Source organism: Isoptericola sp. MSGPD8_1_ISO-PGPR-S23-394 (genome assembly GCF_058072785.1).
Map to the genome: position 1 here is coordinate 906,430 of NZ_CM176517.1, position 15,292 is coordinate 921,721.

Genomic DNA, 15,292 nt, shown 5'->3' on the forward strand with positions numbered 1-15,292 from the left:
GTCCGCGGCGGTGACGGACGGTACATCGGACCCGCGCGCGAGCGGTCCGCTGTCGGTCGTAGACTGGGAGCCATGCCTCAGAACGTTCTGTCGACGGACACCCCTGCCCAGGACGCACCCGCGCCCACACCGCGTCCGCGCAAGGTCCCGCGCATCGTCGTGCTCGGCGGTGGATCCGTCGGGCTCTACGTGGCGCGCCGGTTGCGCAAGAAGCTCGGGAAGCGCGAGGCGGCGATCGTCGTCGTCGATCCCCGGCCGTACATGACGTACGCGCCGTTCCTGCCCGAGGCCGGCGCCGGCTCGATCGACGCGCGCGACGTCGTCGCCCCGCACCGCATCGCGCTCAAGGGCATCGACGTGCTGCAGGGCAAGGTGTCGCACATCGCGCACGGCGACAAGAAGATCACCATCCGCCCGGAGGAGGGGCCGGACTACGAGGTCTCCTACGACCAGCTCGTGATCGGCCTCGGCTCGGTCTCGCGCACGCTGCCCATTCCGGGGCTCGCGGAGAACGCGATCGGTTTCAAGAACGTCGAAGAGGCCATCGCGGTCCGCAACCACGTGCTGAACCGCATGGACGTCGCGTCGTCGACGTGGGACGCGGACCTGCGCCAGAAGATGCTGACCTTCACGTTCGTCGGGGGCGGCTTCGCCGGCATCGAGGCGCTCGCCGAGATCGAGGACATGGCGCGCTACGCGACGCGCAACTACCCGACGATCGAGGCCGAGGACCTGCGCTTCGTGATGATCGAGGGCACCGGGCGCATCCTGCCCGAGGTCTCCGAGCCGATGGGCGAGTGGGCGCTCGAGGAGATGAAGAAGCGGGGCATCGAGTTCCACCTCAGCACGTTCCTGAGCTCGTGCGAGGACGGCCACGTGGTCACGTCGACGGGCGTCGAGTTCGACACCGAGACGATCGTGTGGACCGCCGGCGTCAAGGCGAACCCGGTCATCAAGGAGAGCTCGGACCTCCCGGCCGACAAGATGGGGCGCGTCACCGTCCGGGCGACGCTGCAGGTCGAGGACGAGAACGGCGAGGTCGTCCCCGACGCCTGGGCCGCCGGCGACTGCGCCGCGGTCCCGGACCTGCTGAACCCGGGCAGCTTCTGCCCGCCGAACGCCCAGCACGCGATCCGTGAGGCCACCCGGCTCGCCGACAACATCATCGCGCAGCTCAAGGGCGCCGAGCTCGTGGAGTACAAGCACAAGAGCGTCGGCGTGGTGGCGTCGCTCGGCCTCTACAAGGGCGTCGCCGAGCTGTTCGGCTTCCTCAAGCTCAAGGGCCCCCTCGCCTGGCTCGCCCACCGCGGCTACCACGTGATGGCGATGCCGACGGGGAACCGCAAGCTGCGCATCCTCATCGGGTGGATCGGCCAGTTCCTCATGGGCCGCGAGATCGTCTCGCTGGGTTCGCTGCACGACCCGCGCGACGAGTTCCGCAAGGCCTCGGTGCCGCCGAAGCCGAAGGACGAGAAGGTCGAGCAGAAGGCGGAGTCCTCCGCGGCGAGGGCCGAGAAGGGCTGACGGTCCCGTTCGGCACTTTGTGTCACGTTCGGTACCTTGAACTGCCGAACGAGGCCGGAAGTGCCGAACGTGGCCGCCCGTTCGCGTCGTCGGCGCCCCCGTAGCCCAACTGGCAGAGGCAGCCGGCTTAAACCCGGTCCAGTCCCGGTTCGAACCCGGGCGGGGGCACGCGGCCGCCGGGTTCTTCTGCCCGTGGCAGAACGGGCGCCCGCACGGCGCGCACGGCCCGCGTCCCGGCACAGACCCGGAGTAGCGTCGGGGCATGACGAGGAGCGACGACGCGCACGAGCCGCTGCTGAGGCACCTCCTGGGTGCGATCCTGCGCCGCGCGCGGCAGCGCCAGGGGCGCACGCTGCAGGAGGTCGCCGAGGCGGCACGCATGTCGACCGCCTACCTGTCCGAGGTGGAGCGTGGCCGCAAGGAGCCGTCGTCGGAGGTGCTCGCCGCCGTCTGCCGGGCGCTCGACCTGCGGCTCGTCGACCTCGTCGCCGACACCCACGCCACGCTCGTCGCGGCGACCGAGCCACGCGTGGTCCTGACGTCCACGCGCCCGACGACGGTCCGGCACGTGCGCTCGTCGACCGGCGTGGCGGCGCTGCCCGGCGGTGGCCCGCGCCCGACGCGCGACGTCGTCGCGCTCGCTGCCTGAGCAGGTCCGTACGACGACGTCCACGCCGGCTCAGCGCCGGCCCGCCCTGCCGGACCGGCGCCGTGCCGGACCGGCGCCGTGCCGGACGGGCCGTGCCGGACGGGCCGGCGCTGGTCAGGCCGCCGCGTGCTTGCGAGAGGTCACGACGGCGTCGGCCACGCCGTAGGCGACGGCCTCGGACGCCGACAGGATGAGGTCGCGGTCGGTGTCCGCCCGCAACCGGTCCACCGCGTGGCCGGTGTGCCGGGCGAGCAGCTCCTCCGTCTCGGCGCGCAGCCGCAGCACCTCGCGGGCCTGGATCGCCAGATCGGACACGGTGCCCTGGGCCTGCCCGGACGGCTGGTGCAGCAGCACGCGGGAGTGCTCCAGCACGGCGCGGCGGCCGGGCGCTCCGGCGGCCAGCAGCACGGCGGCCGCCGACGCCGCCTGCCCCATGCACGTGGTGGCGACCTCGCAGCGCACGAACTGCATCGTGTCGTAGATGGCCGCCATGGCCGTCGCGGAGCCGCCGGGGGAGTTGATGTACAGGCCGATCTCGAGGTCGGGCGCCTCCGACTCGAGGTGCAGCAGCTGCGCCATGACGACGTTCGCCACGCCGTCGTCGATCTCGGTGCCGAGGAAGATGATGCGGTCGCGCAGCAGGCGGCTGAAGACGTCCGAGGCGCGCTCGCCGAGCGGGGTGCGCTCGACGACGCTGGGGATCGTGTAGCTCATCACAGACCCGCCTTCCGGCCGGCGGCCGCGGGGCGGACGTCCGCGACGGACTCCACGATCCGGTCGACGAGGCCGTACTCCAGCGCCTCGGTGGCGGTGAACCACCGGTCGCGGTCGGCGTCCGCCGTGACCTGCTCGACGCTGCGCCCGGTGTGCTGCGCGGTGAGCTCGTGCATCAGTCGCTTGGTGTGCTCGAGGTTCTCGGCCTGGATGGCGATGTCGACCGCGGTGCCGCCGATCCCCGCCGACGGCTGGTGCATCATCACCCGCGTGTGCGGCAGCGCGTAGCGCTTGCCGGGCGTGCCGGCGGTCAGCAGGAACTGGCCCATGCTGGCGGCGAAGCCGAAGCCGACGGTGACGACGTGGTTCGGCAGCAGCCGCATCGTGTCGTAGACGGCGAGCCCGGCGCTGACCGAGCCGCCGGGGGAGTTGACGTAGAGGGCGACGTCGGAGGCCGGGTCCTCGGCGGAGAGCAGCAGGAGCTGGGCGCAGACGCGGTTCGCGACGGCGTCGTCGATCTCGGTGCCGACGACGACGATGCGCTGGTGCAGCAGCCGCGTGGCGAGCTAGTCGTCGAACGGTGCGACGGGCGGGGGAGCGTCCGAGGAGCGGAGCGTGGTGGTGGTCATGGCTCCACGGTGGGTCGTCGGCGCCGGCGGGGGAACGGCGATCTGCCGTCAGCGCATCTGCTCCTGGCAGATCAGCGCGCCGCCGGGTCGGCGTGGTGCCGGCGTGCGGTCTCCTCGGCGGCGCGGACGACGGCGTCGAGCACCTGGCGCACGGCCCGGCGGCGGGCACGGTCCGGACGCATCACCGCGGCGACGTGCCGCGTGGCCGGGACGCCCGTCAGGGGCCGCAGAGTCAGCCGGTCCCCGGTCGGGGTGGTGAAGCGGGGGAGGACCGCCAGGCGGTCGCCGGCCGCGACGAGGGACTCGATGAGCCGGTTGTCCACGAGCCGCTGCCGGACGTCGAGCTGCGCGCCGGTCGTCTGCTCGATGCTCCGCAGGACCGTGTCGAACGGGTATCCGGCCGGCACGCCGATCCATGCGGAGTCGACCACGTCGTGGGCGTCGACCGTCTCCCGGACGGCGAGCGGGTGGTCGGTGGCCATCGCCACGTCGAGCGGCTCGCCCGCCACGGGGACCACGACGAGGCCGTCGGTCCCGGCCGGCCGGACGCTGGTCAGGCTGTGCGCGATGACGACGTCGTGGTCGGCGGTCAGGGCGCCGTACGCGGACTCGGCGAGGTCGACGTCGGTGTAGCGCAGGTCGATCCCGCTGCCGGTGAGCGCACGGTCGACGGCGGGGAGCAGGAACGCCGCGGCGCTCGGCAGCGCGGCGACGGTGACGGTGCCCGTCGGCGCGTCCCGGAAGGCGTCCCAGCGTGCCTGCACCTCGGCGAGGGCCGTGGCCACGTCGACCGCGCCCTCGGCGAGCAGGCGTCCGGCGTCGGTCAGACGGAGGCCGCGGCCGTGCGGCTCGACGAGCGGTGCCCCGAGCTCACGCTGCGCCGTGCGCAGCTGCTGCGAGACGGCCGACGGTGTCCGGTGCGTCGCGGCCGCGACGGCGGAGACGCTGCCGCGGTCGGCCAGCTCGCGCAGGAGCTCGAGGTGTCGGACATCCATGAAGGCAGCCTACAGAGTCATGACAGAAACTCTCGCTTGTCCTTCACCGAGGTCGGGTCGACGATGGCGGTATGCCCTTGCGCCACCGTCTGCTCGCCGCGTCCGTCGCCGTCATGTGGGGTCTGAACTTCCTGGCCATCGACGCGTCGCTCGGACACTTCCCACCGATGTTCCTCGTGGCCCTGCGGTTCGCGGTGATCGCCGTCCCGACGCTGTTCCTGGTGCCGCGGCCCCGGGTGCCCGTCCGGTGGCTCATCGGCTACGGCGTCGGCTTCGGCATCCTGCAGTTCGCCTTCCTCTACTGGGGGATGGCCGTCGGGATGCCGGCCGGGCTGGCGTCCCTGGTGCTCCAGGCGTCGGGGCCGTTCACGGTGGTCCTCGGAGCGACGTTCCTCCGCGAGCGGGTTGGGCCGCGGCAGGTCGCCGGGATCCTGGTGGCCGTCGCCGGCCTCACGGTGGTCGGCTGGCAGCAGGCGCAGACGGCGGCGCTCCTGCCGTTCCTGCTCACGCTCGCCGGTGCGCTGGGCTGGGCGCTCGGCAACATCTCCAACCGGCAGGCGCGGCCGCAGAACCCACTGCACCTCACCCTGTGGATGTCGGTCGTGCCACCCCTGCCGATGCTGGCGCTCGCCCTGGCCGTCGAGGGTCCGGCCCGGATCGTGGGGTCGCTGACGTCGTTCGACGAGCCGGGTGCGGTGGGCGCGCTCGTCGGCCTCGCCTACACGGTGGTCGTCGGGACGGTGCTGGGTTCCGGCGTCTGGACCTGGCTGATGGCTCGCCACCCCGCCGGGGTGGTCGCGCCCTACTCGATGCTGGTCCCGGTGGTGGGGATGACGGCGGCATGGGTCGTGCTGGGCGAGGCGGTCAGCCTGCTGGAGCTGGGCGGCGGGGCGCTGGTCGTCGCGGGCGTGCTGTGGGGCGGGGCGCGTCGTCGGGCGCGCGCCGCCGAGCCGAACGGGTCCGAGGGCGCGGCACCCGAGGGAGCACCCTCAGTGCCCGTCGTCGCGCGGTGAGGGCCGGTCGTCGCGCACGGCGTCCACCACGGGGAACGCGTTGAAGTGGATCTGGACGGGCACCGCACCGGGCACGTCGTCCTGGTCCTTCAGCGGCTCCAGCTGCTCGTCGAGGACGGCGCTGACGGCCTGGATCAGGCGCGAGAGCTGTGCGGGCGTGGCGAAGAAGTTGGAGGTGCTGAGCGTGACGGCATCCTTCCACCGGGCGAGCTCCGTCTGCTCGAGGTCCGTGTCCATGACGGCAAGGAGCCGCCAGATCTTGTCCTGACGGGTGCGCTCGAACTCGGCGTTCACGAGGGACTTGGTGGTCCGCAGGCCGGCGTCGTCGTGGTCCTCCGGGCCGATGGAGAACCCGCCCGGCGAGGCCTCCCACCACCGCTCGCGGGCCGTACCGCGACCCTCGACCTCCCGGACGAAGTCGTGCTTGGCGAGCTGGCGCAGGTGGTAGCTGGTCGAGCCGCTGGACTCGCCGACGAGCTCGGCGAGCCGGCTCGCGGTGAGCGCGCCGTGGACCTGCAGGAGATCGAGGATCCGCACCCGCAGCGGGTGCGAGAGGCCTCGGAGCCGCAACGCGCTCAGCCGGTCGGGCCGCCGGTCGCCGCCGGACGGAGCCTCGGGGGTGTCGCTCATGCGACGACGGTACAGCGAGGCGCTCAGCGTAGGCCGAGCGGGTTGACCTGGGCGGCGTTGTCCCGCATGTGCTCGTCGGCGCGGTACCGCGCCTCGGCGGTGCGTCGCGCAGCGGTGTGGTCGGTGCGCGGCGGGCGAGCGGCGGTCCGGGTCATCCGGGTGCCCAGCGCGACCAGTGCGTGGCCGAGGCGGTCGACGAGGTCGTCGAGCAGGCGGCGCTCGGAGCGGGAGGTGGTCGTGGGGAAGGTGATGGCGAGCAGCATGTCGGGCTCCCGGTGGTGACGGACGGTGCATCGAAGTGGTACCAAGATAGCGTTGCAAAGATAGCTTTGCAACATGTTCTTTGGATTGCCTCGCGGTGCGGTGCGGTGCAGTGCAGTGCAGTGCGGTACGAGGTGCACGGTGCAGCGCCTTCGATCGTACAAGTGTTCGAACACGGAGGCCAAGGTTCATCCACCCGTGACCTCGCGGGAACTCGACCGGCGTACGCTCCGTTGTGCAGCCGTACGATGCCGCCGTCGTGCACCTCCCCCCGCCCCTCAGGAGTGTGTGTGTTCCGCCTTGCCCGCCTGTCCCTGGCCAACCGTGCCGTCGTCGCTCTCGCGACGATCGCGATCTTCGCGTTCGGCACCCTGAGCCTGACGTCGCTCAAGCAGGAGCTCATCCCGTCGCTCGAGCTCCCGGCCGGTGCCGTCGTCGCCGTGTACCCCGGCGCGTCGCCCGAGGTGGTCGAGCAGAACGTGACCGAGCCCCTCGAGGCGGCGGCGCAGACGGTCGACGGGATCGAGTCGATCACCTCGACGGCGTCCACCGGCATGTCGATGACCACGGTCGCCTTCGAGTACGGCACAGACATGGATGCCGCCACCCAGCGGCTCACCACCGCGGTGACGCGCACCCAGTCGCAGCTCCCGGAGGACGTCGACCCGCAGGTCGTCACCGGCTCGCTCGACGACCTGCCGGTGGTCCAGCTGGCCGCCGCCGGGTCCGACGACGTCGCCGCTCTCGCCGACGAGATCGACACCGTCCTGGTCCCCGCGCTCGAGGAGATCGGCGACGTGCGCTCCGTGGCCGTCACCGGGGGGCAGGCGGAGCAGGTGCTCATCGAGGTCGACCCGGCCGAGCTGGCGGACGACGGCCTCGAGCTCACCCAGGTGACCGACGTCCTGGCGGACTACGGCGTGGTGATCCCCGCCGGCACCGTCACCGAGGACGGCGCGACCTACTCCCTGCAGGCCGGGACCCGCGTCGAGAGCGTCGACGACCTCGAGGACATCCCCCTCGTGCCGTCCGCCGCCGAGACCGGCGGCACGGGCGGCGCTGCCGACGGCACCGGCACGGACTCCGGAGCGGGCGGCGACGCCACCGCGCCCGACGGCGCGACCGATGTGCCGCCGTCGGACACCGGGGGAGAGCCCGGCACCGGCGACGAGGCGGTCGTCCCCGGCGAGGACGAGCTGCTGCCGGACGCCAACGCGCCCCCGGCGCCGCCCGAGCTGCCGGAGCCCGTGCTGCTCGGCGACGTCGCCGAGATCACCGTGGCTCCCACCGAGGCGGACTCCTTCTCCCGGCTGGACGGCGAGCCGTCGCTGGGCATCGCCATCACCAAGACCCCGCAGGGCAACACCGTCGACGTCTCGCACGCGGTGCAGGATGTCCTGGACGACAACGCGGCCGAGCTGGACGCGGCCGGCGTGAGCACAGCGGTCGTGTTCGACCAGGCGCCCTTCATCGAGGAGTCCATCGAGGGCCTGGCCACCGAAGGCGGCCTCGGGCTGATCTTCGCGATCCTCATCATCCTGGTGTTCCTGCTGTCCGTGCGTTCGACGCTCGTCTCGGCCGTGTCGATCCCGCTGTCCCTCGCGACGGCGTTCCTCGTCATGGACCTGACCGGGTACACCCTGAACATCCTCACGCTGGCCGCGCTGACCATCTCCATCGGGCGCGTGGTCGACGACGCGATCGTCGTCATCGAGAACATCAAGAGACACCTGTCCTACGGCGAGGACAAGAAGCAGGCGATCCTCACCGCCGTCGGCGAGGTCGCGGGCGCCATCGCCGCCTCGACCATCTGCACCGTGGCGGTGTTCCTGCCCCTGGGTCTCGTCTCCGGCATGACCGGCGAGCTGTTCCGGCCGTTCGCGTTCACCGTCGCCATCGCGATGCTCGCGTCGCTGCTCGTGGCGCTGACCATCGTGCCGGTGCTCGCCTACTGGTTCGTCAAGGCGCCGAAGGGCAGCGCCGGCTCCGACGGTGTCGCTGATGACGGGGGCGAGGCGATCCGCGAGGCCGCCGAGGCCAAGGAGCGTCGCGGCCTGTGGCAGCGCGCGTACGTGCCGAGCCTCGCCGCGTCGCTGCGGCACCCGTGGATCTCGCTGGTGATCGCCGTCGGCATCCTCGCGGGCACGCTCGCGCTCGTGCCGCGGCTCGAGACCAACTTCATCGGTGACTCCGGCCAGGACACCGTCTCGGTCACGCAGACCTTCACCGACACGGCGTCGTTGGAGGCGCAGGACGAGGCCGCCCGCGACATGGAGGAGGCCCTCGACGGCGTCGAGGGGATCGAGACCGTCCAGACCTCGGTGGGCTCGGGCGACGCCGGCGAGGCCGCGTTCTTCGGCGGCGGTTCGGCGCCGACCGCGACCTTCTCGATCACGCTCGACGAGGAGGCCGACCCGCTCGCCGTCCAGGGCGACGTCCGGGACGCGGCGGAGTCGCTCACCGGCGACGGCCCGACGACGGAGGTCAGCGTGGCGGGCGGCGACTCCGGCTTCGGGTCCACCACCATCGACCTGGTGGTCCGCGCCCACGACGCCGACGACCTCACCGCGGCGGCCGACGAGGCCACGGCGGCCGTCTCCGGCCTCGACGGCGTCGCGGAGGTCACCAACGACCTCGCCTCGGCCCAGCCGGTCCTGCAGGTCACGGTGGACCGCGAGGCGGCCGCCGAGGCCGGCCTCACCGAGACCCAGGTGGCCGGGATCGTGTCCGGCACGATGAACCCGGAGCAGACCGTCGGCGAGGTCGACCTCGGGGACGGGCCGGTGGACGCCGTCGTCGTCTCGGGCGAGGCGCCCGCGACCGTCGAGGAGGTCGAGGGGATCGAGATCCCGACCGCCGCCGGCATGGTTCCGCTGACGGACGTGGCCGAGGTCGCGGAGGTCGAGACGCCGACGTCGATCAGCCGCGTCGACGGGGAGCGTTCGGCCACCGTGTCGATCACCCCGGAGAGCCAGGATCTCGGCACGCTGAGCACCGACGTGGCCACGGCCGTCGACGGGCTCGAGCTGCCGCCGGGCGCGACCGTGGAGATCGGCGGTGTCGCCGCCGACCAGGAGGAGGCCTTCGCCGACCTGAGTCTGGCCCTGCTCGCCGCCATCGCGATCGTCTACCTGATCATGGTCGCGACGTTCAAGTCGCTGGTGCAGCCGCTCATCCTGCTGGTCTCCGTGCCGCTGTCCGCCACCGGCGCCCTCGTGGCGCTGCTGGCGACCGACACGCCTCTCGGCGTCCCGGCGCTCATCGGCGTGCTCATGCTGATCGGCATCGTGGTGTCCAACGCCATCGTGCTCATCGACCTCATCAACCAGTACCGGCTGCGCGGCCGGTCGCTGGACGAGGCGGTGCGCGAGGGCGCCCGCAAGCGCCTGCGGCCGATCGTCATGACGGCGCTCGCCACCATCGGTGCGCTCACGCCCATGGCCGTCGGGATCACCGGCGGCGGGGCGTTCATCTCGCAGCCGCTCGCGCTCGTGGTGATCGGCGGACTGATCTCCTCGACCCTGCTGACCCTGCTCATCGTGCCGGTGCTGTACGTGCTGGTCGAGGGCCGCAAGGACCGCCGGGCCGCTCGGCGGGACCGCAGGGCCGCGAAGCGGGCCGAGCGTCAGGACCGGGAGGCGGTCCGCGCCGCGCAGGCCGCCGACTGACCCGAGCACGTCACAGATCGGCCGGGAACCTGACGGCCGGGTCGCGCGTTGCCTAGGATGATGGCCACGGCCAGCGACCCGGCCCTGTCCGCGCGACGACCCGTCGTCGGGCACCCGGCAGCCGCGACCAGGAGGAGCTCATGAGCAACCCCGTCTTCTCGAACAGCGCCGCCTTCGGCGAGCCCCGGCGCGGTGCCGGCGGTGCCACGACAGCACCGGGCGGCCCGGGCCAGTACGGCCAGGCCGGTCAGTTCGGCGCCCAGGCGGCCGACGCCGCCTCGCTGCAGAACATGTACAACGCGCCGTCGGCGTCCCCCGTCGACACCAAGCGTCTGACCTACACCGACGTCATCATGAAGACGGCGGGGCTGTTCTCGCTGCTCGTGGTGGTGGCGGCGATCAGCTGGTCGCTCACCGAGACCATGCCGGCCCTGTGGATCGGCGGCATGATCGTCGGGCTCGTCCTCGGTCTGGTCAACGCCTTCAAGAAGAACCCGAGCCCGCTGCTGATCACCCTCTACGCGATCGCGCAGGGTGCGTTCCTCGGTGGCATCTCCAAGATGTACGAGTCGTTCTACGACGGCGTCGTCCTGCAGGCCGTGCTCGCCACGCTGTCGGTCTTCGCGGTCTCGCTGGCGCTGTTCAGCTCCGGCAAGGTGCGCGTCACCCCGAAGTTCACGCGGTGGGTGCTCATCTCGATGGTCGGCTACCTCGTGTTCTCCCTCGTCAACGTGGTGCTCGTGTGGACCGGCGTCCTCGACGGCTGGGGCATGCGCGGCGGCACGCTCGGCATCGTCATCGGCCTGTTCGCCGTCGGTCTCGCCGCGGCGATGCTCATGATCGACTTCGACTCCATCAAGCGTGGTGTCGAGGGCGGCGTCCCGGCCAAGTTCGCCTGGTCGGCGGCCTTCGGCCTCATGGTCACGCTCATCTGGATGTACCTCGAGATCCTGCGACTCCTCGCGATCCTGCGCGGCGACTGATCCAGCGCTCGATCCCCGTGCGACGGCCGGCCACCCTGCCCCGGGTGGCCGGCCGTCGTCGTCCCCCACCGAGGTAGCGCCCCAGGCGGCGAGGTAGCGCTCACCCCCGCGAGGTAGCGCACACCCCCGCGAGGTAGCGCACCGTCGGACGATCAGCTGTTCTGGTCGCTCAGCGAGGTGATCCCGGCGACGAGCATGGTCACCAGGGCCTCGAAGCTGCGGTCGAGGTCCTGGGGCATGCGGAACCCGCCGCCGAGCTCCAGGGCGACGAACCCGTGCACGGCCGAGCGCACGGCGCGCACGGCATCGATCACGCCGTCGTCCGGCAGCCCGAAGCCGCGCAGCGCCGCGACGGCGACGGCGACGCTCTCGGCGGCGGCGGCGCGGTGCTCGGCGTGCGCCGGGTCGTCGGGGTCGGGACCGAGCTGGGTGGCGGCGTACCTGCCGGGGTACGTGCGGGCGTGGTCGCGCCAGGCGTGCGCCATGGCGCGGACGGCGTCGGCCCCGGACAGTCCGACGGTCGCGCGTGCGCTGACGACGGCGAGCTCGCGGACGGTGCGGACGGCCACCTCGCGGCGCAGCTCGGCCAACGACCCGACGTGCTTGTACAGGCTGGGCGTGGCCACGCCGGCTCGGGCGGCGACCTGCGCGAGCGTGAGGCCGGCGAACCCGTCCGGACCGCCGTCGTCGACGATCCCGAGCGCGAGGTCGACGACCGCGTCGCGCGACAGGCCGGCCCTAGGCACCGTGATCACCCGCCACGGGCAGGCCGGCGAGGAACCCGAGCACGGCCGGGACCACGACGTCGGGGGTCTGGTGCTGGGGGTAGTGCCCGGCGTCCGGCACGAGGACGCCGTGCTCCGGTGGTACGCCGATCGCCTCGCGCACCCAGGCGAGCTCGGCCGCCGGGTCGGCGAAGTCGGGGTCGAGGGCGCCGACGACGGCGAGCGCGGGCGCCCGCACGTCGGCCAGCCGGCGCTCGACGACGGCGTGGTCGAGCGCGACCGTCAGCGCGCGGAACGATCGCAGGCGGGCGCCGTCGGACATCGCGGCCCTGACCTGGGCGACGTGTTCGCGGTGCCGGGGCGACCGTCGACCCTTGCTGATCATCGAGTAGTAGCCGGCCCAGACGGCTGCGCCCCACGGACGGGCGAAGAGCACGCGGTAGGCCGCGCGCAGGAGCCGCTGCTTGGCGGGGGAGAGGGTCTCGCGGAGGAACGGGCTGAGCAGCACGAGGCCGCGCACGAGGTCGGGCCGCTCGGCGGCCGCCCAGGCCGCGGACGACGCCCCCATGGAGTTGCCCATGAGCACCGCGGGGCCGGCGTCGAGGTGCTCGACGAGCGCCAGGAGGTCGGCACCGGTCGCCTCGTCCCCGTGCCGGGTGAAGCTCGTGCCGGAGTCGCCGTGACCACGCAGGTCGGCGACCACGACGCGCCACCCGGCCTCGACGAGGGCCGGGGTGACGTCGTCGTAGGTGGAGCGCAGGTCGCCCATCCCGGGGACGGCGACGACGAGCGGGTCGTCCGTCACGCCGGAGTCGCTGTAGGCGAGGCGCCCCTCGGGGAGCCGGAGGAAGCGCAGGGTATCAGACATAGCCTTCAAGCTATACCTATTAGCCAGTGCGCGCAAGAGGGTGCTGCGCCACACTGGTGGGCTGTGTTCAGGCGCCGCTCGGGGTGCGGAACGACCGGTGGTCGGTGGGCTCCTCCTCGGCGCGGATCACGTGCATGACGGCGTTGATGAGCGCCAGGTGCGTGAACGCCTGCGGGAAGTTGCCCAGGTGCCGCCCCGTGCGCGGGTCGATCTCCTCGGCGTAGAGGTTCAGCGAGGAGGCGAACGACAGCAGCCGCTCGCACAGGGACCGCGCCCGGTCGATCTCCCCGATCTCGCACAGTGCGCTCACCAGCCAGAACGAGCAGATCGTGAACGTGCCCTCCTCGCCGGCCAGCCCGTCGTCGGTCTCCTCGGTCCGGTAGCGCAGCACGAGCCCGTCCTCGGTGAGCTCGTCGGCGATCGCCAGCACCGTGGCCCGCACGCGCTCGTCGTCGGGCGGCAGGAACCGCAGGAGCGGGACGAGCAGGAGCGACGCGTCCAGGGCGTCGTCGCCGTAGCGCTGGGTGAAGACGCCGCGGCCGTCGACCCCCTTGGTGCAGATGTCCGCGTGGATCTCGTCGGCGAGCTTCTGCCACTGCTCGGCGAAGTCGGGCTCGTCGTACAGGCGGGCGAGCCGCGCCCCCCGGTCGAGCGCGACCCAGCACATGAGCTTCGACGACGTGAAGTGCTGCGGCTCGCCCCGCACCTCCCAGATGCCCCGGTCGGGCAGGTGCCAGTGCTTGGCGGCCTCCTCCACCTGGCGCTTGAGCACCGGCCACAGGGCCTCCGGGAGCTGTTCGCGGTTGCGCGTGTGCAGGTACACCGAGTCCAGGACGGCACCCCAGACGTCGTGCTGGCGCTGGTTGTACGCGGCGTTGCCCACACGGACCGGCTGGGCGCCCTCGTAGCCCGACAGGTGGCTCAGCTCGGACTCGGTGAGCTTCTCCTCGCCGCCCACGCCGTACATGATCTGGAGCTGCTTGTTGTCGTGGCAGGCGTCCTGGATGAACGCGAAGAAGTCGTTGGCCTCGCGGTCCAGGCCGAGCGTGTACAGACCCCACAGCGCGAACGTCGAGTCCCGGATCCACGCGTAGCGGTAGTCCCAGTTGCGTTCACCGCCCGGAGTCTCGGGCAGCGACGTCGTCGCCGCGGCCAGCAGCGCCCCCGTCGGGGCGTAGGTCAGCCCCTTGAGCGTCAGGGCCGACCGCTGCAGGAAGATGCGCCACGGGTGGTCGGGGAACGAGCCCTGCGTGATCCAGTCGCGCCAGAACTGCTCGGTGCGCCACATCTTGTCGGCGGCCTCCTCGAACGATCCCGGCGCCGGCAGCGGCGACCACGCGAGCGCCACGAAGGCCGTCTCGCCCTCGCTCATCCGGGTCCGGGCCTGGGCGCGCTGCCCCTCTAGGCCGAACCGGAGGCTGGAGCTCAGGCGCAGGTCCGGGTTCTCGTCGCCCATGCGGGCCACGACCGACGAGTAGCCGTCGTCCAGGTACTCCCAGTCCGGCTCGCCGCGCGCGTAGTCGGGCTTGGGGGAGCAGACCACCTCGAGGTCGACGGTGCCCGAGACGCACTTCACGGTGCGCAGCAGGACGTGCTCGGCGTCGTGGTCGGTCGGGGTGCGCTTGTGCGTCTGCGACCGCTCGTCGAGGTTGTGCCACGGGCCCATGACCATCGCGTCGCGCACCACGAGCCAGCCGGTCGAGGTCTGCCACGTCGTCTCGAGGATGAGCGTGCCCGGCAGGTACCGCCGCGCCACCGGGACGCGCGCGCCGTGCGGCCCCACGCGGAACATCCCCGCCCCGCGGTCCAGGATCGAGGAGAAGACGCTCGGGGAGTCGGGGCGGGGCAGGCACATCCACTCGATCGCGCCGCTGGGAGCGACCAGGGCGTTGGTCTCGCAGTCGGACAGGAACGCGTACTCCGCGATGGAGGGGAACGTGCTGCGGCCGTCGGACCGGGGGGTGGGCTGGGCATCGAGCGTCATGGGACCAGACTGCGTCGCGTGGGGGTCCGGGCGCCAGTTGGTGACCCCCGGGTCGCGGAAGATTCACACACTTGTGACGTCGCGTGTCGATCCACGGGTTTCCCGTTCGACCTGGGGGTGAGAAGGTCCCCAGCGGGGGGACCGTCGTCACAGGAGATGAGAACCATGGCGAAATACATGCTGATCATGCGCAGCACCGACGAGGCCGAGGCGGCGTTCGCCGAGTCCGGCACCGACTTCGAGGAGATGCTCGCGACGATGGGTCGTTTCAACAACGAGCTGATCGAGGCCGGGGTCCTGGTCGCGATGGACGGTCTCGAGGAGGCCGACAAGGGTGTCGTCGTCGACTACTCGAGCGACGAGCCGACCGTCACCGACGGACCGTACGGCGAGACCAAGGAGCTCTTCAACGGTTTCTGGATCCTCGACGTCCCGACGATCGACGACGCCGTCGCCTGGGCGAAGAAGGCACCGCTCGCCGGGCCCGGCATGAAGTCGGAAATCCGCCGCATCCCCACGATCGACGAGTTCCCGGCCGACAACGAGTGGATCCAGGCCGAGCGCGCCTGGCGCGAGCGCACCGGCCAGCTCTGAGCCGAGCCGAGCCGACCGATCACGCCGGCGCCAGCCGGGCAGACCTGAGAAGAGG

General features: G+C 72.1%; 14 protein-coding genes and 1 tRNA gene. 7 read left to right on the forward strand and 8 right to left on the reverse strand.

The features are described from left to right. The first annotated feature begins 72 nt into the window (after window positions 1-72). The 3 genes from AC3RJ8_RS04045 to AC3RJ8_RS04055 all read left to right on the forward strand — a co-directional run bounded on the left by AC3RJ8_RS04045 (window position 73) and on the right by AC3RJ8_RS04055 (window position 2,173). On the forward strand, window positions 73-1,524 hold the full coding sequence (locus AC3RJ8_RS04045) for an NAD(P)/FAD-dependent oxidoreductase (protein WP_489714660.1): 1,452 nt from the start codon (window positions 73-75) through the stop codon (window positions 1,522-1,524). A gap of 94 nt (window positions 1,525-1,618) precedes the next feature. Beyond that, a tRNA-Leu gene (locus AC3RJ8_RS04050) sits at window positions 1,619-1,692 on the forward strand. A 94-nt stretch (window positions 1,693-1,786) separates the two neighbouring features. Further along, window positions 1,787-2,173, forward strand: coding sequence for a helix-turn-helix domain-containing protein (locus tag AC3RJ8_RS04055; RefSeq protein WP_489714661.1), 387 nt, complete (start codon window positions 1,787-1,789; stop codon window positions 2,171-2,173). A 114-nt stretch (window positions 2,174-2,287) separates the two neighbouring features. Here the strand turns inward: AC3RJ8_RS04055 and AC3RJ8_RS04060 are convergent, their stop codons facing one another. The 3 genes from AC3RJ8_RS04060 to AC3RJ8_RS04070 form a co-directional block, all read right to left on the reverse strand. After that, window positions 2,288-2,890, reverse strand: a complete 603-nt coding sequence (locus AC3RJ8_RS04060) for a ClpP family protease (RefSeq protein ID WP_489714662.1) — start codon at window positions 2,888-2,890, stop codon at window positions 2,288-2,290. After that, complete coding sequence (locus tag AC3RJ8_RS04065) at window positions 2,887-3,441, reverse strand: ClpP family protease (RefSeq protein WP_489715570.1); 555 nt, start codon at window positions 3,439-3,441, stop codon at window positions 2,887-2,889. Before AC3RJ8_RS04065 ends, AC3RJ8_RS04060 begins: the two co-directional genes overlap by 4 nt. A 146-nt stretch (window positions 3,442-3,587) precedes the next feature. Next, window positions 3,588-4,511, reverse strand: a complete 924-nt coding sequence (locus tag AC3RJ8_RS04070; protein ID WP_489714663.1) for a LysR family transcriptional regulator — start codon at window positions 4,509-4,511, stop codon at window positions 3,588-3,590. A gap of 71 nt (window positions 4,512-4,582) precedes the next feature. Here AC3RJ8_RS04070 and AC3RJ8_RS04075 point away from each other — a divergent pair, with 71 nt between their 5' ends. Then, window positions 4,583-5,524 (forward strand): EamA family transporter, encoded by a 942-nt coding sequence (locus AC3RJ8_RS04075; RefSeq protein ID WP_489714664.1) that lies wholly within the window; start codon window positions 4,583-4,585, stop codon window positions 5,522-5,524. Here AC3RJ8_RS04075 and AC3RJ8_RS04080 read toward each other — a convergent pair. Beyond that, complete coding sequence (locus AC3RJ8_RS04080) at window positions 5,501-6,154, reverse strand: helix-turn-helix domain-containing protein (RefSeq protein WP_489714665.1); 654 nt, start codon at window positions 6,152-6,154, stop codon at window positions 5,501-5,503. The genes AC3RJ8_RS04075 and AC3RJ8_RS04080 overlap by 24 nt on opposite strands. Window positions 6,155-6,177: 23 nt before the next feature. Next, window positions 6,178-6,417, reverse strand: coding sequence for a hypothetical protein (locus tag AC3RJ8_RS04085; RefSeq protein ID WP_489714666.1), 240 nt, complete (start codon window positions 6,415-6,417; stop codon window positions 6,178-6,180). Between the two features lie 288 nt (window positions 6,418-6,705). On the opposite strand from AC3RJ8_RS04085, the gene AC3RJ8_RS04090 reads away from it, so the two are divergent. Both AC3RJ8_RS04090 and AC3RJ8_RS04095 read left to right on the forward strand, forming a co-directional pair. Then, window positions 6,706-10,083: an efflux RND transporter permease subunit gene (locus AC3RJ8_RS04090; protein ID WP_489714667.1), complete on the forward strand. Its 3,378-nt coding sequence runs from the start codon at window positions 6,706-6,708 to the stop codon at window positions 10,081-10,083. A 140-nt stretch (window positions 10,084-10,223) separates the two neighbouring features. Next, window positions 10,224-11,066, forward strand: coding sequence for a Bax inhibitor-1/YccA family protein (locus AC3RJ8_RS04095; RefSeq protein ID WP_489714668.1), 843 nt, complete (start codon window positions 10,224-10,226; stop codon window positions 11,064-11,066). 152 nt (window positions 11,067-11,218) lie between these two features. On the opposite strand, the gene AC3RJ8_RS04100 is transcribed toward AC3RJ8_RS04095, so the two are convergent. The 3 genes from AC3RJ8_RS04100 to AC3RJ8_RS04110 all read right to left on the reverse strand — a co-directional run bounded on the left by AC3RJ8_RS04100 (window position 11,219) and on the right by AC3RJ8_RS04110 (window position 14,643). After that, window positions 11,219-11,812, reverse strand: a complete 594-nt coding sequence (locus AC3RJ8_RS04100) for a TetR/AcrR family transcriptional regulator (protein WP_489714669.1) — start codon at window positions 11,810-11,812, stop codon at window positions 11,219-11,221. Continuing rightward, window positions 11,805-12,659, reverse strand: coding sequence for an alpha/beta fold hydrolase (locus AC3RJ8_RS04105; RefSeq protein WP_489714670.1), 855 nt, complete (start codon window positions 12,657-12,659; stop codon window positions 11,805-11,807). Before AC3RJ8_RS04105 ends, AC3RJ8_RS04100 begins: the two co-directional genes overlap by 8 nt. 67 nt (window positions 12,660-12,726) lie before the next feature. Next, on the reverse strand, window positions 12,727-14,643 hold the full coding sequence (locus tag AC3RJ8_RS04110) for a glycoside hydrolase family 15 protein (RefSeq protein ID WP_489714671.1): 1,917 nt from the start codon (window positions 14,641-14,643) through the stop codon (window positions 12,727-12,729). Window positions 14,644-14,808: 165 nt separating this feature from the next. On the opposite strand from AC3RJ8_RS04110, the gene AC3RJ8_RS04115 reads away from it, so the two are divergent. Then, window positions 14,809-15,237, forward strand: coding sequence for a YciI family protein (locus AC3RJ8_RS04115; RefSeq protein WP_489714672.1), 429 nt, complete (start codon window positions 14,809-14,811; stop codon window positions 15,235-15,237). Window positions 15,238-15,292: the final 55 nt, after the last annotated feature.